This is a genomic window from Geodermatophilus sp. FMUSA9-8 (genome assembly GCF_037034165.1).
In the GTDB taxonomy this organism is placed as follows: Bacteria; Actinomycetota; Actinomycetes; order Mycobacteriales; family Geodermatophilaceae; genus Geodermatophilus; species Geodermatophilus nigrescens.
The window spans coordinates 102,581-126,416 of record NZ_JBAGKE010000010.1; the positions used below are offsets into that span (position 1 = coordinate 102,581).

At 75.2% G+C, this 23,836-nt stretch carries 22 protein-coding genes and 1 tRNA gene; 13 read left to right on the top strand and 10 right to left on the bottom strand.

Going from position 1 to position 23,836, the window contains the following annotated elements; translation table 11 throughout:
• Nucleotides 1-249: 249 nt before the first annotated feature.
• The 4 genes from WA616_RS19455 to WA616_RS19470 all read left to right on the top strand — a co-directional run bounded on the left by WA616_RS19455 (nt 250) and on the right by WA616_RS19470 (nt 3,664).
• Entirely contained in the window at nt 250-939 is a 690-nt protein-coding gene (locus WA616_RS19455; RefSeq protein ID WP_336032496.1) for a GNAT family N-acetyltransferase, read from the top strand.
• Between the two features lie 168 nt (nt 940-1,107).
• Nucleotides 1,108-2,163 carry a class I SAM-dependent methyltransferase gene (locus WA616_RS19460; protein ID WP_336032498.1) on the top strand — a complete coding sequence of 352 codons (1,056 nt, stop codon included), beginning with the start codon at nt 1,108-1,110 and terminating at the stop codon, nt 2,161-2,163.
• A gap of 59 nt (nt 2,164-2,222) precedes the next feature.
• Nucleotides 2,223-2,759 (top strand): peptidylprolyl isomerase, encoded by a 537-nt coding sequence (locus WA616_RS19465; RefSeq protein WP_336032500.1) that lies wholly within the window; start codon nt 2,223-2,225, stop codon nt 2,757-2,759.
• 137 nt (nt 2,760-2,896) lie between these two features.
• Entirely contained in the window at nt 2,897-3,664 is a 768-nt protein-coding gene (locus WA616_RS19470) for a rhomboid family intramembrane serine protease (protein ID WP_336032501.1), read from the top strand.
• Nucleotides 3,665-3,674: 10 nt separating this feature from the next.
• Here WA616_RS19470 and WA616_RS19475 read toward each other — a convergent pair whose 3' ends face one another.
• Both WA616_RS19475 and crgA read right to left on the bottom strand, forming a co-directional pair.
• Nucleotides 3,675-4,082: a PH domain-containing protein gene (locus tag WA616_RS19475; RefSeq protein ID WP_073422087.1), complete on the bottom strand. Its 408-nt coding sequence runs from the start codon at nt 4,080-4,082 to the stop codon at nt 3,675-3,677.
• 546 nt (nt 4,083-4,628) lie between these two features.
• Entirely contained in the window at nt 4,629-4,898 is a 270-nt protein-coding gene (crgA, locus tag WA616_RS19480) for a cell division protein CrgA (protein WP_073422088.1), read from the bottom strand.
• 139 nt (nt 4,899-5,037) lie between these two features.
• Between crgA and WA616_RS19485 the strand changes: the two genes are divergently transcribed.
• Entirely contained in the window at nt 5,038-5,814 is a 777-nt protein-coding gene (locus WA616_RS19485) for a DUF881 domain-containing protein (protein ID WP_336032505.1), read from the top strand.
• A 42-nt stretch (nt 5,815-5,856) separates the two neighbouring features.
• Complete coding sequence (locus tag WA616_RS19490; protein ID WP_073422090.1) at nt 5,857-6,507, top strand: aminodeoxychorismate/anthranilate synthase component II; 651 nt, start codon at nt 5,857-5,859, stop codon at nt 6,505-6,507.
• A gap of 69 nt (nt 6,508-6,576) precedes the next feature.
• Here WA616_RS19490 and pknB read toward each other — a convergent pair whose 3' ends face one another.
• From pknB to WA616_RS19525, 7 genes are all read right to left on the bottom strand, one after another.
• Entirely contained in the window at nt 6,577-8,535 is a 1,959-nt protein-coding gene (pknB, locus tag WA616_RS19495) for a Stk1 family PASTA domain-containing Ser/Thr kinase (RefSeq protein WP_336032506.1), read from the bottom strand.
• A 136-nt stretch (nt 8,536-8,671) separates the two neighbouring features.
• Nucleotides 8,672-10,582 (bottom strand): protein kinase domain-containing protein, encoded by a 1,911-nt coding sequence (locus WA616_RS19500; protein WP_336032508.1) that lies wholly within the window; start codon nt 10,580-10,582, stop codon nt 8,672-8,674.
• Nucleotides 10,582-12,030, bottom strand: coding sequence for a peptidoglycan D,D-transpeptidase FtsI family protein (locus WA616_RS19505; RefSeq protein ID WP_336032509.1), 1,449 nt, complete (start codon nt 12,028-12,030; stop codon nt 10,582-10,584). The genes WA616_RS19500 and WA616_RS19505 overlap by 1 nt, the downstream gene beginning before the upstream one ends.
• On the bottom strand, nt 12,027-13,439 hold the full coding sequence (locus tag WA616_RS19510) for an FtsW/RodA/SpoVE family cell cycle protein (RefSeq protein WP_336032511.1): 1,413 nt from the start codon (nt 13,437-13,439) through the stop codon (nt 12,027-12,029). The genes WA616_RS19505 and WA616_RS19510 overlap by 4 nt, the downstream gene beginning before the upstream one ends.
• A complete protein-coding gene (locus tag WA616_RS19515) occupies nt 13,439-14,848 on the bottom strand; it encodes a PP2C family protein-serine/threonine phosphatase (protein WP_336032512.1) in 1,410 nt (469 codons plus the stop codon). The genes WA616_RS19510 and WA616_RS19515 overlap by 1 nt, the downstream gene beginning before the upstream one ends.
• A gap of 73 nt (nt 14,849-14,921) precedes the next feature.
• On the bottom strand, nt 14,922-15,380 hold the full coding sequence (locus WA616_RS19520; protein ID WP_336032513.1) for an FHA domain-containing protein FhaB/FipA: 459 nt from the start codon (nt 15,378-15,380) through the stop codon (nt 14,922-14,924).
• A gap of 43 nt (nt 15,381-15,423) precedes the next feature.
• On the bottom strand, nt 15,424-16,236 hold the full coding sequence (locus tag WA616_RS19525) for a DUF3662 and FHA domain-containing protein (protein WP_336032515.1): 813 nt from the start codon (nt 16,234-16,236) through the stop codon (nt 15,424-15,426).
• 210 nt (nt 16,237-16,446) lie between these two features.
• Between WA616_RS19525 and WA616_RS19530 the strand changes: the two genes are divergently transcribed.
• The 3 genes from WA616_RS19530 (at nt 16,447) to WA616_RS19540 (ending at nt 18,870) form a co-directional block, all read left to right on the top strand.
• Nucleotides 16,447-16,529: transfer RNA gene (locus WA616_RS19530), tRNA-Leu, on the top strand.
• A gap of 176 nt (nt 16,530-16,705) precedes the next feature.
• Nucleotides 16,706-17,341, top strand: a complete 636-nt coding sequence (locus WA616_RS19535) for a hypothetical protein (RefSeq protein WP_336032516.1) — start codon at nt 16,706-16,708, stop codon at nt 17,339-17,341.
• A 335-nt stretch (nt 17,342-17,676) separates the two neighbouring features.
• Nucleotides 17,677-18,870: a hypothetical protein gene (locus WA616_RS19540; protein WP_336032517.1), complete on the top strand. Its 1,194-nt coding sequence runs from the start codon at nt 17,677-17,679 to the stop codon at nt 18,868-18,870.
• Nucleotides 18,871-19,245: 375 nt separating this feature from the next.
• Here WA616_RS19540 and WA616_RS19545 read toward each other — a convergent pair whose 3' ends face one another.
• Complete coding sequence (locus tag WA616_RS19545) at nt 19,246-19,515, bottom strand: hypothetical protein (RefSeq protein ID WP_336032518.1); 270 nt, start codon at nt 19,513-19,515, stop codon at nt 19,246-19,248.
• A gap of 6 nt (nt 19,516-19,521) precedes the next feature.
• Between WA616_RS19545 and WA616_RS19550 the strand changes: the two genes are divergently transcribed.
• The 4 genes from WA616_RS19550 to WA616_RS19565 all read left to right on the top strand — a co-directional run bounded on the left by WA616_RS19550 (nt 19,522) and on the right by WA616_RS19565 (nt 23,808).
• Nucleotides 19,522-21,543 (top strand): heavy metal translocating P-type ATPase, encoded by a 2,022-nt coding sequence (locus WA616_RS19550; protein WP_336032660.1) that lies wholly within the window; start codon nt 19,522-19,524, stop codon nt 21,541-21,543.
• A 78-nt stretch (nt 21,544-21,621) separates the two neighbouring features.
• On the top strand, nt 21,622-22,116 hold the full coding sequence (locus WA616_RS19555; RefSeq protein ID WP_139206243.1) for a hypothetical protein: 495 nt from the start codon (nt 21,622-21,624) through the stop codon (nt 22,114-22,116).
• A gap of 103 nt (nt 22,117-22,219) precedes the next feature.
• Nucleotides 22,220-22,861, top strand: a complete 642-nt coding sequence (locus WA616_RS19560) for a DUF305 domain-containing protein (protein ID WP_091930903.1) — start codon at nt 22,220-22,222, stop codon at nt 22,859-22,861.
• Between the two features lie 83 nt (nt 22,862-22,944).
• A complete protein-coding gene (locus tag WA616_RS19565) occupies nt 22,945-23,808 on the top strand; it encodes a F510_1955 family glycosylhydrolase (protein WP_336032521.1) in 864 nt (287 codons plus the stop codon).
• Nucleotides 23,809-23,836 lie beyond the last annotated feature (28 nt).

The window sequence follows — 23,836 nt, forward strand, 5'->3', positions numbered from 1 at the left end:
TAGTCCGCAAAACGGTCAGAATTGGCCAACGACGCCCGACAATGGCCAACGATGAAAGCGCTGGTCAGGACGGATTTTCAGTCACAGCCCACTGCGCCAAACCACCTCTCGTTCGGTTTTGCAAGGCGGGGGTTAGGGGTTCGATTCCCCTCGTCTCCACTCCCCGGACCGCCGGCCCGTGACCACGGGCGCGGGGGCCGGGGCGTAGGTCCCTGGCCCGCCGGGGTGCCGCGGAGCACGGTCTCCGGCATGAGCGAGCTGCAGCACGCCGTCCGACCGGCCCGGACGGCGGACCTCGACGGGCTGACCCGCGCGCTCGCGGCGGCCTTCACCGACGACCCGCTCTTCGTCCACCTCCTGCCGCCGGGGGTCCGGGCGCGGGAGGAGCGCATCCGGCGCGTCTTCGCCGTCGACGGCGCCCGCAGCCTCTCCTGCGGCGGCCTGTGGACGGCGGCCGCTGCCGAGGCCGCGGCGGTCTGGTTCCCGCCCGGCCACTGGCGGGGGTCCGCGCGGCAGGACCTCCGTGAACTGCCGGCCTGGCTGCGGATCGGCGGGCGGCGGATGCGGTTCTTCCAACGGGTGCGGTCGGCGCTGTACGCCCACCACCGCGACCTGCCGCCGCACTGGTACCTGCTCTACGTCGGCACGAGGCCCGAGCGGCGGGGACGGGGGCTCGGGGCCGCGCTCCTGCAGGCGATGGTGGACCGCTGCGACGCCGACGGGGTGCCCGCCTACCTCGAGGCCACCTGCGAGCGCAGCGCGTCCCGCTCTACCGGCGGCACGGCTTCACCGAGCACGACACGCTCGACGTACCGCCCGGCTGCCCCCGGATGGTCCCCATGTGGCGGGACCCGCGCTGACCGGCCGGGCCGGACCCCGGGTGGGACGCCGGCCGGCCGACCGCGACGGGGCCGGGCGAGCCGGGAGCGTCTCCGTTGACGCCGGCCCGGCGACGGGGCCAGGGTCCCGGCTGCCTGCCCAGCGGCAGGCCGGCGCCGGACGGCCGGAACGAGGCCGCCCTCCCCGCGCCCCCGGCCCCCGACCGCCGGCGCACCCGGGCCCGCCCCGCGGGCTCCCCGCACCCACCCGCACCCCCCAGGGATGGCCATGACCATCGACCAGGACCGCCTCGATGCCCTGCTCGGCCGCTTCGTCACCGACGTCGGGGCCGGCTTCCACGCCGTCAACGCCGTCATCGGCGACCGGCTCGGGCTGTACCAGGCGCTCGCCGCCGTCATGCCCGCGACGCCGGAGGACGTCGCCCGGCACGCCGGCGTCGACGAGCGGCACGTCCGCGAGTGGCTGTCCGGCCAGGCCGCCGGCGGCTACGTCACCTACGACCCCGACACCGAGCGGTTCTCGCTCACCGAGGAGCAGGCCTTCCTGCTCGCCGCGCCCGACGGCATGCAGGCCGCCGCGGCCTTCCACCTCCCGGTCGCGCTCGCCCGCAACGTCGAGCCGGTGACCGAGGCGGTGCGCACCGGCAGCGGCTTCGCCTGGCACCGGCACGACCCCGAGCTGTTCGAGGGCACCGAGCGTTTCTTCCGGCCGGGCTACGCCGCCGCGCTGGTCCCGGCGTGGATCCCCGCGCTCGACGGCGTGGAGGAGCGGCTGCGCACCGGCGCCCGGGTGGCCGACGTCGGCTGCGGTCACGGCGCCTCCAGCCTGCTGATGGCGCAGGCCTACCCGGCCACGACGGTCACCGGCTTCGACTACCACCGGGGCTCGGTCGAGGTGGCCGGCAAGCGGGCGGGCGACGCCGGCCTCGGCCACCGGGTGTCGTTCGAGGTGGCCTCGGCCGCGGACTTCCCGGGCAGCGGCTACGACCTGGTCACCGTCTTCGACGCGCTGCACGACATGCCCGACCCGCTCGCCGCCGCGCGGCACGTGCGGGAGGCGCTCGCCGACGACGGCGTGTTCATGCTGGTCGAGCCCTTCGCCGGTGACCGGCTGGAGGACAACCTCAATCCGGTGGGCCGGCTCTACTACACGGCGTCCACGGCGATCTGCGTCGCGCACTCCAAGACCGCGCCGCCCGCGACGGCGCTCGGCGCCCAGGCCGGCGAGGCCCGGCTGACGGCGCTGCTGCGCGAGGCCGGCTTCACGCGGGTCCGCCGGGCGGCCAGCACGCCGTTCAACCTGGTGCTGGAGGCCCGGCCCTGACCTCCGCCCCGGCGGGGCGGGCCCGGACCCGCCCCGCCGGGGGATGGGAGAGTGGGGGCGTGACCGAATCGACCTCGCCCGCCCGCCGCGCGGTGCTGCACACCAACCACGGCGACATCACCGTCGACCTGTTCCCGGACCACGCGCCCAAGACGGTCGCGAACTTCGCGGACCTGGCCGAGGGCCGCCGTGAGTGGACGCACCCGGCCACCCGGCAGAAGACCACCGACAAGCTCTACGACGGCACGATCTTCCACCGGATCATCTCCGGCTTCATGATCCAGGGCGGCGACCCGCTGGGTCAGGGCTTCGGCGGCCCCGGCTACCAGTTCGGTGACGAGTTCCACCCCGAGCTGCAGTTCGACCGGCCCTACCTCCTCGCGATGGCCAACGCCGGCCCCGGCACCAACGGCTCGCAGTTCTTCATCACCGTGGGCCCGACCCCGCACCTCAACCGCAAGCACTCGATCTTCGGCGAGGTGACCGACCCGGCCAGCCGCGAGGTCGTCGACCGCATCGCCACCGTCCGCACCGGCCGCAACGACAAGCCCGTCGAGGACGTCGTCATCCAGTCGGTCGAGGTGCAGCGCAGCTGACCGGTTCCCCACCCGACGAGGGCGCCGGCGGCGCGGTGCCGCCGCCGGCGTCCCCGCCGACCACCTGCTACCGGCACCCGGACCGGCCCACGGGCGTGCGCTGCGCGCGCTGCGACCGGCCGATCTGCCCGGAGTGCATGACGCCGGCCGCCGTCGGCTTCCAGTGCCCGGACGACGTCCGCGCCGGCAACGCCGGGGTCCGCCGCCCGCGCCAGGCCTCCGGCTGGAGCGCCGCGCGCCGCCGGTTCGGCCCGGTCACCGCCACCCTCGTGGCGGTCAACGTCGTCGTCTTCGTCATCACCGCGGTCTCCGCGGTGGCCGAGGGCGCCAGCCCGCTCGACAACTACGAGTCCGAGGTCTTCCGGGACTTCTCGCTCGTGCCCGTCCTGGTCGACGTCTACGGCCAGGACTGGCGGCTGATCACCGGTGCGTTCCTGCACATCGGCATCACCCACCTGCTGCTCAACATGCTCAGCCTGCTGCTGTTCGGCCCGGAGATCGAGGCGCGGCTGGGCTGGTGGCGCTACCTCGCCGTCTACCTGGTCTCGGCGCTCGGCGGGGCCGTGGCCATCGAGCTGTTCGGCGACCCCGGCCGTCCCGTGGCCGGCGCGTCCGCGGCCATCTACGGCCTGCTCGGGGCGATGGGCGTGCTGCTCGTCGCCGCCCGGCAGGACCTGCGCGGCCTGCTCGCCCTCCTGGCGATCAACGTCGTCATCAGCTTCCTGCCCGGCGTCTCGCTGCTCGGGCACCTCGGCGGCCTGGTCGCCGGCCTGCTGGCCACCACGCTGCTGGTGCTCGCCCGCCGCCGCGTCGCCGTGCAGGCGGCGGGGCTGGCGCTGCTCGCCGTCGCGATGGTCGTCCTGGTGCTGGTCGTGCCGGTGCCCGTGGTGGTCCTCGGGCTCTGACGCCCCGGGGTCAGGCCGGCCGCAGCGCCTCGAGCGCCGCGGCCACGGCCGCCGGGTCGGCGCCCAGGTCGCGCCGGCCGAGGAGCACCAGGACGCCGTCGTCGTCCGGGCCCGCCGCGGTGTCGAGCTCCAGCAGCCGCGAGCGCACGCCCAGCCGCCGGGTCGTGCGCAGCCGGACGCTCAGCAGCGGCCAGGGCAGCGAGGTGCGCCCGGTGAGGCCGCGGACGACGACGCCGCCCGCGTCGGCCGCCAGCCGGGGCCGCAGCACGACGTCGCGCACCGCCAGCGCGAGCAGCAGCCCGCCCGCGGCGCCGACCAGCACCCGGCCGCCGGCGTCGAGCGTCAGGGCCGCCAGGACGAGCAGGAGCCCGCCCAGCGCCAGTACGACCGTCTCCGCCGTCCGGGCCGCCCACTGCACGTCCCCACCCTCCCAGGTGCACGGGGAACGGGGCGGACCGCTCCGTCCACAGGCAACGGGCCCTGGGGACGGCGCCCGCGGACGGTAAGTGTCCTGTTCAGCGCGCGTGTCGACTCCTCGACCGCATGCCCGCGATAGCAGCCGGTGACCGTCCACAGGCTGCGGTCATGTCGACTCGTCCACAGCTGGGTACACAGCTGGGGACAAAGCACAGAGCTGTAGTTACGCCGCCGTCCTCGTCGTCACACGCGCCCCACGCGACACGAAACCGCAGGTCAGACGGGTGTAGTCGAACACGCGTTCTCCACACGTCGTGGACAACCCTGGGGGCGGGACGTCATGTCGACCTGTGGATCCACCGAGCGGGTGTGCACAGCGGTGCACACCCCGCCTCGGGCGGGGGAGACGGAGGGGTGTAAGGCCCCGGGACGCGACGAGGCCCCCGTCCCGAGGAGGGGACGGGGGCCTCTGGCGACGTGGTGGAACGGCCCTGCTGCAGGGTCCCGGGCCGAGCCTGCGAGGTCCGGGGGCAGCAGGGCCCTTCGTCTACCGCCAGCGCATCGACATCACCAGGCCGACGACCATGGCGCCGAAGCCGATGGCGAAGTTCCACGCCGACAGCGACACCATGAAGGGCACCCGGTCGCCGGCCACGTAGTAGACGACGATCCACAGCAGGCCCAGCACCATGAGCGTGACCATGAGCGGCGCGTACCAGCGCGGGCTCGGCTGGACCGCACGGGCGGCCGACCGGGACTGCAGCACGCCCTCCGGCGGCGTGTAGACCGACTTCTTGCGCACCTTGGACTTGGGCACCGCGACCGACTCCTGCTGATCCTCCCGGGGTGCCGGTCCGTCGCGACCGGCACGCTGGCCCCCCAGCCTAAGCTGCGCGGGGAGGACGACGGCCCCGCCGAGCCGTGCGCCTCCCCCCTCCCGTCCCCCAGGAGCCCCCGTGACGCCGTCCGAGCCCGCCGCCGCGGCCCCCGGGCGCCCGCGGCGGTCCCGGACGGCCTGGGGCGCCCTGGTGCCCGTCGTGGCGCTCGCCGCGGGGCTGCTGTTCGCCACGTCGAGCCAGACCGCGCAGGGGTCGGACCTGCGCGCCGGCGACGTCACCGAGCTGCGGGCGCTGCTCGCCGAGCGCAACGGGTCGATCGCCGAGCAGGAGACGCAGCTGGCCGCCCTCGAGGCGCAGATCCAGGCGCTCACCGACCAGGCCGCCACCCGCGACGGCGCCGTCGCCGCGGCCGCGGCCACCGCCGAGGAGGGCGAGCTGTCGGCCGGCCTGGTGGCGCTGACCGGCCGCGGCGTGGAGATCACCCTCGACGACGCCCCCCGCCGTCCCGACGGCGGGCTGCCGGTGGGCGCCCGGCCCGACGACGTCGTCATCCACCAGTCCGACGTGCAGGCCGTGGTCAACGCCGTGTGGGCCGCCGGGGCCGACGGCGTCGCGATCATGGACCAGCGGCTGATCGCCACCAGCGCCGTCCGCTGCGTCGGGAACGTGCTCCTGCTGCAGGGCCGCACCTACTCCCCGCCGTTCGTCGTCACCGCGATCGGCGACGCGGCGGCGATCCGCGCCCAGCTCGCCGCCTCGCCGCAGGTGGCGGTGTTCGAGCAGGCGGTCGAGGCCTACGGGCTCGGGTTCGCCGTGCGCGAGCGGGCCGACGTCGTCCTGCCGGCCTACGCCGGCTCGCTCGACATGGACTTCGCGACCCCCTCCGGGGGCTGATCTCCCTCCCGGCCGCCCGACCGCCCGGTGTACACAGGGAGCGTGAGCAGGCCGGTCCTCGTCGTCGACAACTTCGACAGCTTCGTCTACAACCTGGTCCAGTACCTGGGGCAGCTGGGCGTGCGGTGCGTGGTGCGCCGCAACGACGCCGTCGACGTCGACGAGCTCGCCGACCTCGACGTCGCGGGCGTGCTGCTCTCGCCCGGCCCGGGCACCCCCGCCGACGCCGGCGTGACCGTGCCGATGGTCCGGGCGGCCGCCGAGGCGGGCACGCCCGTGCTGGGCGTGTGCCTGGGCCACCAGGCGATCGCCGAGGCCTTCGGCGCCGAGGTGGTGCGCGCGCCGGAGCTGCTGCACGGCAAGACCAGCGAGGTCGTGCACGACGGGATCGGCGTGCTGGCCGGGCTGCCCTCGCCGTTCACCGCGACCCGCTACCACTCGCTGGCCGTCGACCGGGACACCGTCCCCGCCGAGCTGGAGGTCACCGGCACGACGCCGTCCGGCATCGTCATGGCGCTGCGGCACCGCGAGCTGCCCGTCGAGGGCGTGCAGTTCCACCCGGAGTCGGTGCTCACCGAGGGCGGCCACCAGATGCTGGCCACGTGGCTCGCCGCCTGCGGCCTGGCACCCGACCCGGCCGTGGTCGAGGCCGCCGCCGCGGGCGCCCGTCGGCTGTCGGCCGCTCCCGCCTGAGGGCCTCCCCGGAGACGCGGAAGGGCCCCTCCCGGATCGGGAGGGGCCCTTCCGCACGTCCTGGGCGGGTCAGCCGCCGCCCGTGCCGCCGCCGGCGCCGCCGCCGGGCGACGGGCTGGTCGGCGAGGCGGTCGTCTGCTGCGCGACCAGCAGCGTGATGGCACCGTCGGCCTCCACCGTCTGACCCGGCTGCGGGTCGCTGCCGACCACCGTGCCGGCCGCCTGGCCGGGCTCGCCCTCGGTGGGGACGACGGCGATGCTGCCCGTGAAGCCGGCCGCGGCCAGCGCCTGGCGCGCGGCCTGCTCGGTCTGCCCGACGATCGACTGCGGGACGGTGATCTCCGCGGCGCCGCCGCTGGAGACCTGCAGCGTGATCTGCGTGTCCGCCCGGGCCTGCTGACCGGCGGCCGGGCTGGTGCCGACGACGGTGCCCGCCGGCTGGTCGGACTCGACCTCCTCGGTGGCGAGGTTCGTGAAGCCCGCGCCGGCCAGCGTCTGCTGCGCCGCGTCCTGCGCCTGGCCCTCGACCGCGGGGATCTCCGCGTCGCCATCGGACAGCGACAGCGTCACCGTGGTGGCCGGGGGCACCGAGGAGCCCTCCTCCGGGTCGACGGCCACGACCGTGCCCTCCTCCGCGAGGGAGTCGACCTGCTCGGTGTCCACGTTGCCGGTGAACCCGGCGCCCTCGAGCGCCGTGCGGGCGCGGTCCTCGTCGAGGTCGACGACCTGCGGCACGGTGACGGCGTCGGGGGCGACGCCGACGGTCAGGGCGACCTCGCTGCCCTCCTCGACCTGCGCCCCGGAGGCGGGGTCGGTCTCGAGCACCCGGCCGACCTGGGCGTCGTCCTGCACCACCTGCGGCGTCACCTGGGCGGCGACGGCCAGGCCGGCCGCCTCGATCGCGGCGCGGGCGTCGGCCTCCGGCTGCCCCACCAGCCCGGCGGGCACGGTGACCTGGGCGGCCTCCGGCGGCGCCTCCTCGTCCCCCGAGTTGACCAGCAGGGCGATGCCGACGACGGCGCCGACGAGCACCAGCGCGCCGACGACGGCGGCGATGACGCGGTTGCGCTTGCGCCGGCGGGCGGCCTCGTCGTCGTCCCAGCCGTCCTCGCCGCCGTAGGCACCCGGCGCCGCGCCGAGGATGGTGGTGCGCTCGTCGTCGCCCATCACCGGCGTCGCCTCGACCCGCTGCCCGGCCAGGGCCCGGAGCAGGTCGTTGCGCATCTCGGCGGCCGACTGGTACCGGTTGGCCGGGTTCTTGCTCAGCGACTTGAGCACGATCGCGTCGAGCTCCGGCGGCACGGCCGGGTTCACCGACGACGGCAGCTTCGGGTCCTCGCGGACGTGCTGGTAGGCCACCGACACCGGCGAGTCACCGGTGAACGGCGGCGCCCCGGTGACGAGCTCGTAGGTCAGGCAGCCGACGGAGTAGACGTCGGAGCGGGCGTCGACGGCCTCGCCGCGCGCCTGCTCGGGCGAGAGGTACTGCGCCGTGCCGATGACCGCGGCGGTGGAGGTCATCGTGGCCGCGGAGTCGGACACCGCGCGCGCGATGCCGAAGTCCATGACCTTGACCGAGCCGTCGGGCGTGAGCATCACGTTCCCGGGCTTCACGTCGCGGTGCACGATGCCGTTGCGGTGGCTGAAGTCCAGGGCGGCGCAGATGTCGGCGGACAGGCTCATCGCGCGGTCCGGGGACAGGACGCCCTCGCGGCGGAGCAGGTCGCGCAGGGTCTCGCCCTCGACGTACTCCATGACGATGTAGGGCGTCGCGCCGGTGCTGGTGCGGTCCTCGCCGGTGTCGTAGACGGCCACGATCGCCGGGTGGTTCAGCGACGCGGCGGCCTGGGCCTCGCGGCGGAACCGGACCTGGAAGGACGGGTCGCGCGCGAGGTCGCTGCGCAGCACCTTCACGGCGACCTCGCGGCCGAGCCGCAGGTCACGGCCGCGGTGGACCTCCGCCATGCCGCCGCGCCCCAGGACCCCGCCGATCTCGTAGCGCTCACCGAGAACCTGGGGCGTGGTCATCGGAGGTCCTCTCGGGCGGTGCGGGGGGGCGTCGCGGGCGGACCCGGGCGCGGCGGGACCCGGACGGCGGTCCCGGCCCCGGCGGGGAGCCTAACGGGCAGCGAGCGGCGGACCGGGACGGTGAGTGAGCGCGCCGTCACGCCGGCGCACCGTCGGCCACGGCAGCCCCCGCAGCCGCAGAGGCGGGTGCGCCCGCACCCTCCGCCGTGCCGGCGTCCCCGCCGGACCCCGCGCCCGTGTCCGGCTCGTCCGCCGGCGGCTCGGTGACCGGCGGTGGAGCGGAGGAACCCGGTGCCTGCGTGGTCGTCGGGGGGCTGGTCGTGGTGCCGGTGTTCGACGGCGCCGTGCTGGTGGTCGTCGGAGCCGAGGTCGTCGTCGGGGGGTTGGTCGTCGTGGTGCCGCCCTGCCCGCCGCCACCGCTCCCGGTGTCGCCGCCGCCGGTCGGCTCGGCCTCGCCGCCGCCGGAGTCCTCGGTGTCCTCCTCCGGCGGGCTGTAGTCGGACTCGGCGACCGACAGGGTCACGGTGGTGCCGCGCGGCACGGGGATGCCCGCCGGGTCGACGCCGGCCACCTCGCCGGCGTTCAGGTCGATGCCGGCCGCGGTGAGGACCTCGTCGGTCGCGTCGATGCGGGTGACCTCGAGCCCGGCCTCGAGCAGCTCGGCCTCGACGTCGTCGGCGTCCTCGCCGAGGTACTGCTCGGCACCGGGGATGGTGACGAGGTCCTGGGTCGGGCTGGCCGACCCGCTGCTCGGCGCGCTGCTGCTCGTGGACCCGGCGCTGCTGCCGCCCGGGTCCTCGCCGTTGCCGGAGAACAGGAAGAACGCGCCGGCGATCAGGGCGGCCACCAGCACGAGCGCCCCGAGGGCGACCGCCCACCGCCGACTGCCGCCGCCGCGCCGCGGCTGGGGGTCCCGCCAGTCGCCGGTGTCGTCGCCGTCGACCGGGGGGCCCTGCAGCGGCGGCATCGTGCGCGGGTTGCCGGCGGCGTGCCGGCCGCCGGTGCGCGGGCCGGCCGAGCGGGGGACCGAGGTGCGCGGGCCCGCGGCCGCGGCGCCGGCCGCCGCCCCGGCCGCCGCCCCGGCGGCCGCGCCGGTCACGGGGCCGCCGAGCACGCGGGTGCCGTCGCCGTCGACCTCGGGGATGACCTCGGTGGCCGCGGCGGCCAGGCCGGTGGGCACCGCGCCGGTGACCGGTGCGGTCCCGCCGTGGCGGCCCGCGGCGGCGACGGCGCGGACGGCCGCGGCGAACGCGGCGCCGTCGGTGAACCGGTCGTCGGGGTGCTTGGCCAGCGCGCGCTCGATGAGCTGCCGCACGGCCAGCGGGATGTCGGCCGGCAGCGGCGGGGGCTGCCGGTTGATGTGCGCGAGGGCGATGGCGACCTGGGAGGTGCCGTCGAAGGGCCGCCCGCCGGTGAGGCACTCGTAGCCGACGACGCCGAGGGAGTAGACGTCGGAGGCCGCGGTGACCTCCAGGCCCTGCGCCTGCTCCGGCGACAGGTACTGCGCGGTGCCCACGACCATCCCGGTGCGGGTGAGCGGCGTGGCGTCGCGGGTGCGGGCGATGCCGAAGTCGGTCAGCTTCACGACGCCGTCGGGCCGGACGATGAGGTTGCCCGGCTTGATGTCGCGGTGCACGACCCCGGCGGCGTGCGCGGCCGAGAGCCCGTCGGCAGCCTGGCCGAGCACGTGCAGCGTCCAGTCGACGGGGAGCCGGCCCTCCTCGTGGAGGATCGTCACCAGCGGCTTGCCCTCGACCAGCTCCATGATCAGGAAGGCCAGCTGCGAGCCGCGCTCGTCGGTGCTCTCGCCGTAGTCGTAGACCGAGGCGATGTTCGGGTGGGCCAGCGCCGCGGTGTGCCGCGCCTCGTTGCGGAAGCGGGCGACGAAGCTCGGGTCGCCGGTGAACTCGCTGCGGAGCACCTTGGCCGCCACCACACGGTCGAGCACGCGGTCGCGCGCCCGCCACACCTCGCCCATGCCGCCGGTGGCGATGGGCTCGGTGATCTCGTAGCGGCCGGCCAGGATGGTGCCGGTGGACAGGGCCATCAGCCCCCCTGACCCTCGAGGTAGGCCTGCATCACGTCGCCGGCGATCGGCGCCGAGACGTCGCCGCCGGTACCCCCGCCGTTGGCCACGAACACCGCCACGGCGATCCGCGGGTCGTCGGCCGGGGCGAAGCCGATGAACCAGTTGTGGTCGGGCACGTCCTCGGCGACCTGCGCCGTCCCGGTCTTGCCGGCGACGGCGGTCCCGGGGATGCGCGCGGCGCGCCCGCTGCCGTTGGCCACGACGCTCTCCATCATCTCGGTCAACTGGCCGGCCACCTCCGGGGTCACCGGCTCGGAGAGCTCCTCCGGGTCGGCCTGGTCGATGACGGTGAGGTCGGGGGCGCGCACCTGGTCGACCAGGTACGGCGTCATGAGCGTGCCGTCGTTGGCGACCGCCGCGGCCACCATCGCCGCCTGCAGCGGGGTCATCCGGACGTCGCGCTGGCCGATCGAGCTCTGGCCGAGCGCCGCCTCGCTCTCGATGTCGCCGACGCTGCTGCCGGCGGTCGTCATCGGGATCTCCAGGCCCTCGCCGTCCATGCCGAACGCCTCGGCCATCTCCCGGACGCGGTCCTCGCCGAGGTCGATGCCGAGCTGGGCGAACGCGGTGTTGCAGGAGATGGTCAGCGCGTCGATGAGCGACTGCTCCTGGCTGCTGCTGCACGAGGAGCCGCCGAAGTTCTCCAGCGTCGTCGACGTGCCGGGCAGGGTCAGCAGGTCCGGCGCCGGGATGACGGTGTCGGGCGTGTACTCGCCGGTCGACAGGGCCGCGGCCGACACGATGACCTTGAAGACCGAGCCGGGCGGGTAGTTGTCCTGCGTCGCGCGGTTCAGCCGCGGGTCCTGCTCCTGCGCGTCGAGCTCCGCGGCGTAGGCGCGGATGGCATCGGGGTCGTGGCTGGACAGCTGCGCCGGGTCGTAGGTGGGCATGCTGGCCATGCCGAGCACCGCGCCGGTGGACGGGTCGAGCGCGACGACGGCGCCGGTGACGCCCTCCAGGCCCGCCATGGCCGCCTCCTGCACGCCGGCGTCGAGGGTCAGCACGACGTCGCCACCGGCCGGGTCGCGGCCGGTGAACAGGTCGGCGATGCGCCGGGTGAACAGCCGGGCGTCGGAGCCGGCCAGCACGTCGTTGACCGCGCGCTCCATCTGGGCGCTGTTGTAGAGCAGCGAGTAGTAACCGGTGACCGCCGCGTACACGGGGCCCTGCGGGTACTGGCGCAGGTACTTCAGCGTGTCCTGGGTGGGCACCGACAGCGCCACCTCGGTGCCGTCGACGACGATCGAGCCGCGCTCCCGCGAGTACTCCTCGGTGAGCACCCGGGTGTTGCCCGAGTCCTCGCGCAGCTCGTCGGAGCGCACGACCTGGATGTAGTTGACGTTGACGATGAGCAGCGTGAAGAGCACCAGCACGCTGATCGCCACGCGGCGCAGGGGTGCGTTCACCGGGACACCACCTCGGTGGGCGCCTCGCCGATCGCCGTCTTCGGCGGGGCCGGCGGCGCGGCCGGGCGGCGGGCGGCGTCGCTGATGCGGACCAGGATCGCGACCAGGCCGAAGTTGGCCACCAGCGAGGAGCCGCCGTAGGCGACGAACGGCGTCGTGAGGCCGGTCAGCGGCAGCAGCCCGGTGACGCCGCCGAGGACGACGAACAGCTGCCAGGCGACGGCGAAGGCCAGGCCGCCGGCGAGCAGCTTGCCGAAGGCGTCGCGCACGACCAGCGAGGTGCGCAGGCCGCGCTCGACGAGCACCAGATAGATGACGATGACGGCGACCAGGCCGAACAGGCCGAGCTCCTCGCCGAGCGCCGAGGCGATGAAGTCGCTCTTGGCCACCGGCACCTGGTCGGGACGGCCGCCGCCGAGCCCGGCGCCGAACAGCCCGCCGGTGCCGAGGCCGAACAGCGACTGGACGAGCTGGTAGCCGCCCTCGTCGCGGTAGGCGAACGGGTCGAGCCAGGTGTCGACGCGGACCTGCACGTGCCCGAACACCTGGTAGGCGATGAACGCGCCGCCGGCGAACAGGCCGAGGCCGATGAGCAGCCAGCTCGCCCGCTCGGTGGCGACGTAGAGCATCACCACGAAGATGCCGAACAGCAGCAGCGAGCTGCCGAGGTCGCGCTCGAACACCAGCACGAGGATCGACACGACCCACACGGCGAGCACCGGGCCGAGGTCGCGGGCCCGCGGGATCTCCAGGCCGGCCACCCGGCGGCTGGCCAGCGCCAGCACGTCGCGCTTGTCGACGAGGTAGGCGGCGAAGAAGACGATCAGGCAGATCTTGGCGAACTCGCCGGGCTGGATGCTGAAGCCCGCGACCCGGATCCAGATCTTGGCGCCGTACACCTCGGAGATCGACGCGGGCAGCACGGCGGGCAGCGCGAGCAGCACCAGGCCGACCAGGCCCAGGGTGTAGGCGAAGCGGGACAGCACCCGGTGGTCGCGCAGCACCACGACGACGGCCACGAACAGGGCGACGCCGATCGTCGCCCACAGCAGCTGCACCGGGGCGTCCTCGCGGGTGGTCTCGCCGTCCTGCAGTCCGGCCAGGTCGAGCCGGTGGATCATCGTCAGGCCGAGGCCGGTGAGCACCGCGACGGCGGGCAGCAGCAGCGGGTCGGCGTAGGGCGCGAAGCGGCGCACGACCAGGTGCACCACGACCCACAGGGCGGCGAACCAGCCGCCGAAGGTCGCCAGCTCCGCGCGCAGCGACCCGGTGATCGTGATGTCGACGATGCTCTGCGCGGCGAGCGTGATGAGGACGGCGAAGCCCAGCAGCGCCAGCTCGGTGTTGCGCCGCTTGGGGGGGACCGTGCCCGGGGCCGCGGCCCGGGGATCGGTGGTGGGCCCGGCCATCACTCCGCCTCCCGGCAGTCCACCCCCGGCTCGGGTGCCGCCGTCGAGGAGCCCGTCGCGGACGGGGACGCCGACGAGGAGCTGCCGGGCGCGGAGGGCACCGGGGCGGGCGCGCCGTCGGTGGGCTGCGGAGTGGGGACGACGGCGGACGGGGAGGCGCTCGCGTCGGTGGCGGGCCGGTCCTCGTCGTCGGCCGGGCACTCGGGGAGCGTGCCCTGCTGCAGGTCGTCGACGATCCGCCGGGCGTCGTCGGAGCCACTGGCCTCGATGCCCTGGCGGACGCTGTTCTGCTGGTAGGAGGAGAGGTCCTCGAGCGGGATGCCGGTGACGTCGTCGACGCGGAAGAGGTCCAGCCCGAGCAACTCGGTGTTGAAGCCGCGGTAGACCGCGACGTGGTCGGTGCCGTCGGCGGCCGCGACCCCGACGAACCAGTGCGTGAGCACCCACAGCCAGGTGGCGATGCCCGCGCCGACGAGGAGCAGCACCGTGCCCCCAGCGACGAACAACCGCCGCCGGGAGCGGCGGCGGTCGGGGAGGGCGGAGGCTGAGGCGGACGTCGGCGCCGGTGGGGGCGCCGGTGGCGGGTCGGCGAGCGCGGCCCGCCCGGCCGCGGAGCGGGGGTCGACGGCGCGCTGGCCGCGGTTGTCGCCCGCGGCGCCGTCGACGACGGGCTCCATGGACGTGCCGGTGCCGGAGTCCTCGACGACGTCGGCGACGATCACGGTGATGTTGTCCGGGCCGCCGCTGCGCAGCGCCAGCTCGACGAGCCGGTCGGCCGTGGACTGCGGGTCCGGGTCCTCCAGCGCGTGGGCGAGGGTCTCCTCGCTCACCACGCCGGACAGGCCGTCGGAGCAGAGCAGGTAGCGGTCGCCGGCGCGCGCCTCGCGCATCGACAGGTCGGGGTCGACGTCCTGGCCGTTGAGGGCCCGCAGCAGCAGCGAGCGCTGCGGGTGGTGGTTGGCCTCCTCGGGTGTGATCCGGCCGTCGTCGATGAGGGTCTGCACGAACGTGTCGTCGTGGGTGATCTGCGTGAAGACGCCGTCGCGGAGCAGGTAGGCGCGGGAGTCGCCCACGTGGCACAGGGCCAGCCGGCCGCCGGCGAACAGGACGGCGGTGAGCGTCGTGCCCATGCCCTCCAGCTGCGGCGACTCGCGGATGACCTCGCGCAGGTGCTCGCTGCCGTCGAAGACCGCCTCGCGCAGCGCCTGCAGCATGTCGCCGCTGGGCGCGTCCTCGTCGAGGTGCTCGAGCGCGGCGATCACGACCTTGCTGGCGACGTCGCCGGCCGCGTGGCCGCCCATCCCGTCGGCGACGGCGAGCAACCGCGGCCCGGCGTACACCGAGTCCTGGTTGTTGCCGCGGACGAGACCGCGGTCGGAGCGGGCGGCGTAGCGCAGCGCGAGACTCATCGGACCCTGCTCACGTCTGCTCTGTCGCTCCCCGTCGTCGTGGGCGTGCTGCTGCCCATCAGCGTGTTGCCCATCAGCGCAGCTCCAGGGCGGTCTGGCCGATGCGGATCGGCTGGCCGGGAGCCACGAGCAGCGGGCCCTGGACCCGCTGCTGGTCGAGGTAGGTGCCGTTGGTCGACCCCAGGTCCTCGACGTACCACTGTCCACCACGGTTGGTCAGCCGCGCGTGCCGGCTGCTGGCGAAGTCGTCGGTGAGGACGAGCGTGGAGTCGTCGGCGCGGCCGATGAGGATCGGCTGCTCGCCGAGGGTGATCTTGGTACCGCTGAGCGGGCCGGCGGTGACGACCAGCGTGCGGGGCCCTCGGCCGCGGCGGCGGCCGGCGACCGCGGCGCGCGGCGGGACCGAGGCGACCCGGCCGGTGCGCCCGCCGAACAGGTCGGCCCGCACCACGCGGAAGGCGGCGAAGATGAACAGCCAGAGCAGCAGCAGGAACCCGAAGCGGAAGACCTGCAGGACGATCTCGGCGGTCACGACCGGCCCCCGGTGCCCCGCCTCGTCGAGCGCACGACGTCGGTCACGCGCCGTCCTGCCGGTACACCAGGACGGAGTGGCCGATGCGGATGACGTCGCCGTCGGCGAGCGCCTGCCGGCTGATCCGGCGGCCGTTGACCAGCGTGCCGTTGGTGGAACCGAGGTCCTCGGCGAAGGCGGTGCCCTCGTCCAGGACGACGTCGACGTGCTTGCGGCTCACCCCGGTGTCGGGGAGCCGGATGTCGGCGTCAGTGCCGCGGCCGATGACGTTGCGGCCGGTCGTCAGCTCGTGCCGGGTGCCGGGCCCGTCGACGACGAGCACGTGCGTGACGCCGGGCCGGGAGCCGGCGCGGCCGACGACGGAGGGGTGCTGGCGGCCGGTGTCGGTGGGCACCCGCCCGCCCAGCGGCGGCAGCGGCGGGACCGCGCCGGAGCCCATCGGCGCGGCGGCCGGGGCGGCGTCGGCCCGCGTGCCCGGCCGGGCCGGGTCGGCGACGTGCGAGCTCACCTCGAACACGCCGGTGGGCAGGTCCTCGTCGCGCTCGAGGCGGACCTGCACGGCGCCGAAGGTCTGCCAGCCCTCGTCGTCGATGTGCTCGGCCACCATGTCGGCGAGCTGCGCGGCCAGCTGGTCGGACCACTCGGCGAGGTTCTCGTAGTCGGTGGGACCGAGCCGCACGTCGTAGACGTTGGGCGCCAGGACCCGGCCCTCGCCGAGCACCGAGCGCTGCTCGTCGGCCTCCCGCTGGAGGGCCTTGGCGATCTCGGCGGGGTGCACCTTGCCCTTGAACAGGCGGGCGAACGTGACGCCGACGATGCCCTCGAGTCGTCGCTCGAAGCGCTGCAGCACGCCCACAGTCGCTCCTCCACGCTCGCTCGGATGGGTGGTCCTCGGTTGATCGTAGCCGGGCGGTCGGCCGCCGACCGGCCAGGAACGCGCAGCGTCACAGCGCGCCGCGCGCCCGGGTCACGGCGCGCCGTGCGGGCGGGCTGCGGCGCGCCGTGTGGGCGGCCCCGACCCCTCCGCCGTCGCCCCGCGCGCGGCTGCTAGTGTCCTTCCTCGCCAGGGCAAGTGGCGGAATGGCAGACGCGCACGGTTCAGGTCCGTGTGTCCGAGAGGACGTGGGGGTTCAACTCCCCCCTTGCCCACTCCGGACTGGGGAATCCCCCAGTCCATCCAGAAGGCCGGGACCCAGTCCCGTGCCGCGGACGGAAGGCCACACCGGCCACCGTCCGCAGCCGGCGGAGACCGGCAAGCATCCGCGGGTGGAGATCCAGCCGCCGGGGCGACTGACAGCGCCGGGCCTCCCGGCACCAGTCCGTCCATGCCTGCTGGACTGGACACCGCTCATCGCACCGCTGCCCGCGTCGCCGCCATCCGCGCGCCGTACCCGGGCACCGACGCGCTGCCCGTGAGGACCGAGCGGCACGGTGCCGACGGCGGTGCCGCCGCCGAGGTCCTGGCCCCGGTGGTGCACATCTCCGACCGCGCTCCGCGGCCGCCGCGCGACGGCGCCGTCCGGCACGCGCACGCGCCGCGCATCGACGCGCAGAACCGGGTCAGCCTCGGCAAGGCGCTCGGCGCACTGGGCTGGACCCCGCAGACCCTGCTCGTCGCCGCCCGGGAGAACGGGCACGTCGTCATCCGCGCCGCCGCCGACAGCCCGCTGCTGACCCGGGTGCCCGTCGACGCCGACCGCCGGCTGACCCTGCCGCCGGCCGTGCTCGTCGCCCTCGACGTCCGCCCCGGTGACCAGGTGCTGGCGAGCGTCGTCGTCGACACCGCCGAGCTGCACCTGTTCGCGGTCGCCGACGCGCTGCAGCTGCTCACCGGCGCGCTGCCCACCGCCGCGCCGAGGTCCGCACCCGTACCGGCACAGCGCACTCCGGGCAGCCGCGTCCGGGGCCGGTGGCAGCCGGCGGACGGCGGCGCGGGCGGGGTGGACGCGAGGCCCAGCTGATCGGCGACCGTGCCGAGCCCCTTCGAAGGCCCCCGCCCGCGCCCGGGAGCTCGTGGGGGCCCTCTGTCGTCCCGAACCGCTCCGAGCCACTCTGAGGCCGCCAGGCCGACGCGGCGCGGGCGGCCGGCCACGGCAGTCCCCGCCCCGGGTGCCGCCGCCAAGTTCCCGTTGTCGTCGGCGTCCGATGACCTCGCGGTCCGGCGCCAAGGCGGAAGGCAGCGCCGATCCTCCCGGCCGAAGTCAGTTCTCCCGGTGACTGCGCAACGGCCGATCGCCCGCACCGTCCGGCTCGCCAACACCCGAGCCGGCGCCGCCGGCCGCACCGAGGAGAACCCATGTCCCACCCCGAGCCGACCTCCGCGACCAACCCCGACACCACCGCTCTGGCCGGCCCCCTCGCCGAGTACGCCGCGGCGATGGCGAAGGTCCGGCAGCTCGTCGACGCCGGACTCGTCACCCCCGAGGCCCTCGGCTTCCAGCCCCCGGTCGCCGACGCAGGTCCGGCCGCGACCCTCGTCCCCGGCGAGCGCATCACCATCGCCGACCTGGCCACCAAGACCCTCGACGGGCTCAAGGGTGGCACCAAGCGGACCTACCGCTCCTACATCCGCTTCCTCGCCGAGGGCTGGCCGCTGGACGTGCCGCCGGAGGAGAAGGTGTACCCGGGACTGGGGGACAAGTGGGCCGACGAGGTCCTGCCCAGCCACCTCGAGGAGGCCCTCCGCCACATCGAGTCCCGCGCGCTGGACAGCGCCGCCACCCGCGCGGCCAACCGTGAGGCCGCCGGGCGGGAGGTCCGCACCAGCACCGCCAGCGGCGCGAAGTACAACGCAGTCGGCGCCTGGCGGCGCATGTTCAAGGTCGCCGTCAAGGACCGCCACCTCGCGAAGGCCTTCGACCCCTCCCAGGAAATCGCCAAGCCCAAGCGCAGCGACGGCACCCGCATGGCCTTCGAGCGGTTCCAGCTCGACGACGTGTGGGCCGTGGCCACCGGGACCGGCGACGACCCGGTGCTCGACGAGCACGTCCTGGAGACCATCCTCATCGCCGGGGCCCGCCAGGAGGGCATCCTCAACCTGACCCTCGGCGGGCTGGACCACGTCGAATGCACCATCCGGCTCGACGAGAAGTTCGGCAAGGTCGTCCACCAGCCGGTGCCCGACTGGTTCGTCGCCAAGCTGCACGCCTTCGCGGTCGGCCGGGGTGCGACCCGGCCCGGCGACGCCGTCTTCCGCTACCACCCGGGCGGCCGCCGCTTCGACTACCTCTTCGAGGACCGCATCCAGGCCCGCCTGCCCTGGGCGGACAAGGAGCAGGTCACCGGCCACACCGTGCGGCACCACGCCATAACGGTGGTCGAGCGCGAGTTCAGCCACGCGGTGTCGGTGGCCTTCGCCAGGCACGAGCCCGAGGGCGTCAACGGCCGGTACACGGTGGCCCGGCCGAAGGAGGTCGCCGCGGCCGTCGTCGCGCTCTACGGCGGCGACCACCCCTGGCTGCACCGCGAGCCGCGGCCGCGCACCGACTGACGCCGTCGCCGCCCGCAGGGGCCCCACCGCCGGGTGGGGCACCTGCGGCGTTTCGGCGGGGGTCTCCGCACCGCCGTCCGGCCGTGTGGAACCCCGGGGTGCTCATCACCCAAGGGCGGTCGGCGGCTGCACCCGGGCGGGTGGGGAGGTCTCGGTGGGGCCCGTCCTCGCCCTCCAGGCGCCGCCGCGTCGGCGCGCGATCGGCTCGCCGGCCGGCGTCACCGGCTGAACCGCAAGCCGAGCAGGGCTGTGGAAATACCCCAGGGGGGTATAAGGTTAGCGTCGGTGCAGGTCCCCCGGCGCTGCCACTCACCCGTCTCCGGCGGGTCCGGCGGCCGGCCGGTGGAGCAGTGCGAGGCAGAGGGGAAGGTCATGTCAGATCCGACGAACGGCCCGGGCCGCCACGCGGGGCAGCCGGACGCGGCGGCGCCCGGCCACCACCACGGCCACGGGCCGACGCACGGACAGGGACTGCCGGTCGCCGCCGGCGACGACCGCGTGGGCGTGGAGGACCCGCTGCGCGCCGCCGCCGGCTCCACCCCCGACGGCCACGCAGTGCACGGCGGGCACGAGGACCACGGTGGCCAGGGAGACCACGGCGGTCACGCGGCGCACGGCGGGCACGCCGGCCACGGCGGTGATCACGTGGCGATGTTCCGTCGGCTGTTCTGGCTGATGCTGACGCTGGCGGTGCCGACGGTGCTGCTCAGCGGCATGTTCGCCGACATCGTCGGCTACACGCTGCCCGACGTCCCCGGCCTGGAGTGGGTGTCCCCGGTGCTGGGGACGGTGATCTACGTCTGGGGTGGGTGGCCGTTCCTCACCGGCGCGATCGGGGAGATCCGGGCCCGCAAGCCCGGGATGATGCTGCTCATCGGCATGGCCATCACCGTGGCCTTCCTCTCCTCCTGGGGCTCGACAGTGGGCCTGCTCTCCCACGAGCTGGACTTCTGGTGGGAGCTCGCGCTGCTGATCGTGATCATGCTGCTCGGCCACTGGCTGGAGATGCGATCGCTGGCCCAGACCTCCTCGGCGCTGGACTCGCTGGCCGCGCTGCTGCCCGATGAGGCGGAGAAGGTCGTCGGCGACCAGGTGGTCACGGTGCCCCCGGCCGAACTCGTCCTCGGCGACGTGGTCATCGTCCGCCCCGGCGGCCGGGTGCCGGCCGACGGCGAGGTCGTCGACGGCACCGCCGACGTGGACGAGTCGATGATCACCGGCGAGTCCAAGCCGGTGCGCCGCGGGGTCGGCGACACCGTGGTGGCCGGCACCGTGGCCACCGACACCGCGATCCGGGTGCGGGTGGCCGCGGTCGGGGAGGACACCGCGCTGGCCGGCATCCAGCGGCTGGTTGCCGAGGCGCAGTCCTCCACCACGCGGGCGCAACTGCTCGCCGACCGGGCCGCCGGCTGGCTGTTCTGGTTCGCCGTGACCGCCGCGGCGATCACCGCCGTCGTGTGGAGCCTCTACGGCGCGCCGGACAGCGCGCTGGTCCGGGTGATCACGGTGCTGGTCATCGCCTGCCCGCACGCCCTGGGGCTGGCGATCCCGCTGGTGGTGTCGATCTCCACCGAGCGGGCGGCCCGCGGCGGGGTGCTGGTCAAGGACCGCGGGGCGATGGAGCGGATGCGCACCGTCGACACCGTGCTGTTCGACAAGACCGGCACACTCACCAAGGGTGAGCCGGCGGTCAACCACATCGCCGGCGTCGACCGCACCGAGGACGAGGTGCTGGCGCTGGCCGCGGCGGCGGAGGCCGACAGCGAGCACCCGCTGGCGCGTGCGATCGTCGCCGCCGCCCGCCAGCGGAACCTGCCCGTGTCCCCGGCGGCGGAGTTCCGTGCGTCGGCCGCGGTCGGGGTGACTGCCACCGTCGACGGGCACACCGTCGCCGTCGGCGGCCCGAACCTGCTGACCGAGCACGGCCTGGCGCCACTGGCCGACACCCGGCCGTGGGCAGCCGAGGGCGCGACGGTGCTGCACGTCCTAGTGGACGGGGACGTCGCCGGAGCGCTGGCCCTGGCCGACGAGATCCGGCCGGAGTCCCGGCAGGCGATCGACGCCCTGCACGCCTTCGGCGTCGACGTCGTCATGATCACCGGCGACGCCGAGCCGGTCGCCCGCGCGGTGGCCGCCGAGCTCGGCATCGACCAGGTGTTCGCTGGGGTCCGTCCGGAGGACAAGGCCGAGAAGGTCGCCGTCCTGCAGTCCCAGGGCCGGGCCGTGGCCTTCACCGGCGATGGCGTCAACGACGCACCAGCCCTCGCCCAGGCCGATGTGGGCATCGCGATCGGCGCCGGCACCGACGTGGCGATCGGCTCCGCCGGGATCATCCTGGCCTCCTCCGACCCGCGCGCGGTGGTGTCGGTGATCCGGCTGTCGAGGGCCAGCTACCGCAAGATGCAGCAGAACCTGTGGGCCGGCGCCGGCTACAACCTGGTCGCGGTGCCGCTGGCCGCCGGGGTGCTGGCCCCGGTCGGGTTCGTCCTGCCGATGGAGGTCGGCGCGCTGCTGATGAGCCTGTCCACCGTCGTCGTGGCGTCCAACGCCCAGCTGCTGCGGCGGCTGGACCTGCGCCCGGAGGCCAGCGTCGCCGAGGTCACCGCCGGCCGGCTGGCTCCGGAACGGCGGTCCGCGGCGGCCGCCGAGCCGACCGCGGCCGGGCGGCGCTGACCGGCTCCGGCCGCCGGGCACCGTCCCGGCGGCCGGGACTGCGGGCGTCGTAGCCTCGCTGAGGAAAGGGGGGTGGGCATGGCGGCACGAGGATGGGCCGCGCTGCTGCTGCTGGCCGCCGTCTTCGCCATGCACGGCCTGCAGTGCACCGCCGTCGGCACCGATCACACGGCCGGACACGGCACTGCAGGGATCGCTGTGGCCCCCGCCGAGCAGCTCGAGGGTGGTCTGCACGCAGGGGCGGTGAGCCCCGGCCCCGACGCGCACAGTGCCGTCCACGACAGGAACCCCGGCAGCGTGCACGCCGCCGCCGCGATGGCTGCCGCCGCCCCTCTGGCCGGCCTGCTGACCGCCGGCCACGACAGCACGGCGCCGGCCGGAGCGGCCGGGCACCTGTGGACGCTGTGCCTGGCGGTGCTCGCCGCCGGGCTGGCGGTGCTGGTCGCCCTGCTGCTGCCCCGCCTGCTGACGCTGCTGCCGGCGGCGTGGGCGCGGCTGCGCGCGCACGCCTCCACCGGCCTGGCGCCCCTGCGCCCGCCGGACCTGCACGCCCTCTGCCTGCTGCGGATCTAGGCCGACCGCCTCCACCGCCCCCGCCTCAGCGCCCGTGCTGGCCCGGCGGCGGTGTACGCGCACGTCCACCGGCCAACTTCTGCAGCTTCAGGAGACATCCACCATGACCCGCACCACCGCACGCCTGACCAGCCTCACCGTTGCCCTGCTCGCCGGCGCACTCGTCCTCGCCGGCTGCGCCGACGACGACAACGACGCCGCCGGGCACGGCTCGATGATGAACGACACCGGCTCCTCGGCCAGCTCCTCGGCCGAGCAGGCCGAGTTCAACGACGCCGACGTCACCTTCGCCCAAGGCATGATCCCGCACCACCGGCAGGCGATCGTCATGGCCGAGCTCGCCGAAGGACGCGCCGCCGACCCGCGCGTGCTCGACCTGGCCGCCCGCATCCAGGCCGCGCAGGACCCCGAGATCGAGACGATGTCCGGCTGGCTGCAGGACTGGGACGCCGACGGCGGCCACATGGACGGCATGGACGACGGCATGGGTGCCATGGATCACGGCGAGGGCGGGATGATGTCCGAGGGCGACATGCACGCGTTGATGTCCGCCACCGGCCCGCAGTTCGACCGCCTCTTCCTCGAGCAGATGATCGTGCACCACCAGGGCGCGGTGGAGATGGCGGCCGAGCACTCCGCGAACGGCCGCAACGCCGAGGCGCTCGCGCTGGCCCAGTCCATCCGCGACAACCAGAACGCCGAGATCGCCGAGATGCAGCAGCTGCTCACCGAGCTGGGCGGCTGACCCGGCCGCGGCGGGGCCGGCGCTCAGGCCCGCCCCGCCGCGCACCGGCCCGGTCCGCCCTCGCACCGCCCTGGAGCATTCGCATGCCCACGAACCGCACCGCTCGCGCCGCCGTCGCCGGCGGCGTCCTGCTCACCCTGCTGACCGGTTGCGCGGCCACCGACGAGTTCGCCACACCCGCGCCGGGCGACACCCCCGGCACGCTGCCGGCCGCGCACGTGCACGCCGTCGCCGTCGATCCCGGTGACGGTGCGCTGCTGCTGGCCACCCACGAGGGGCTGATCACCGTCGCCGACGACGGCCGGCCGGCAGCCGTCGGCCCGGTCATCGACCTCATGGGATTCACCGTCGCCGGGCCCGACCACTACCTGGCGTCGGGGCACCCCGGGCTGCGCACGGACCTGCCCAACCCGGTCGGGCTCATCGAGAGCACCGACGGCGGGGAAACTTGGGCGCCGCTGTCCCGCGCCGGCGAGTCCGACTTCCACGCCCTCACCGCCCTGCCCGGTGGGGGTGCGCTGGGCTACGACGGGGCGGTGCGCCGCACCGCCGACGGCACCACCTGGGAGCAGCTGGCCATCCCGGCCGAGCCGCACACCCTCACCGCCACCCCCGACGGCCACGTGCTGGCCACCACCGGCGCCGGGCTGCTGCGCTCCACCGACGCCGGGGCTACGTGGGCGCCGGTGGAGGACGTGCCGCTGCTGCAGGTGGTGACCTGGTCCGGCGACGGCACCGCCGCGGTCGGCATCACACCGGACGGGGCGGTGTGGACTAGCACCGACGCCGCGGCCAGCTGGACCCAGCGGGGGCAGCTGGACGGGGCGCCGCAGGCGGTGGCCGCGACCACCGCCGACGGCGAGCTTCGCGTCCTCGTGGCGACCGACCACGGCCTGCTGGAGTCCACCGACGGCGGCGCCACGTTCACCACGCTGTTGAGCACCTGAGCCGACGCCGCGACCTGCCCCCGTGGGC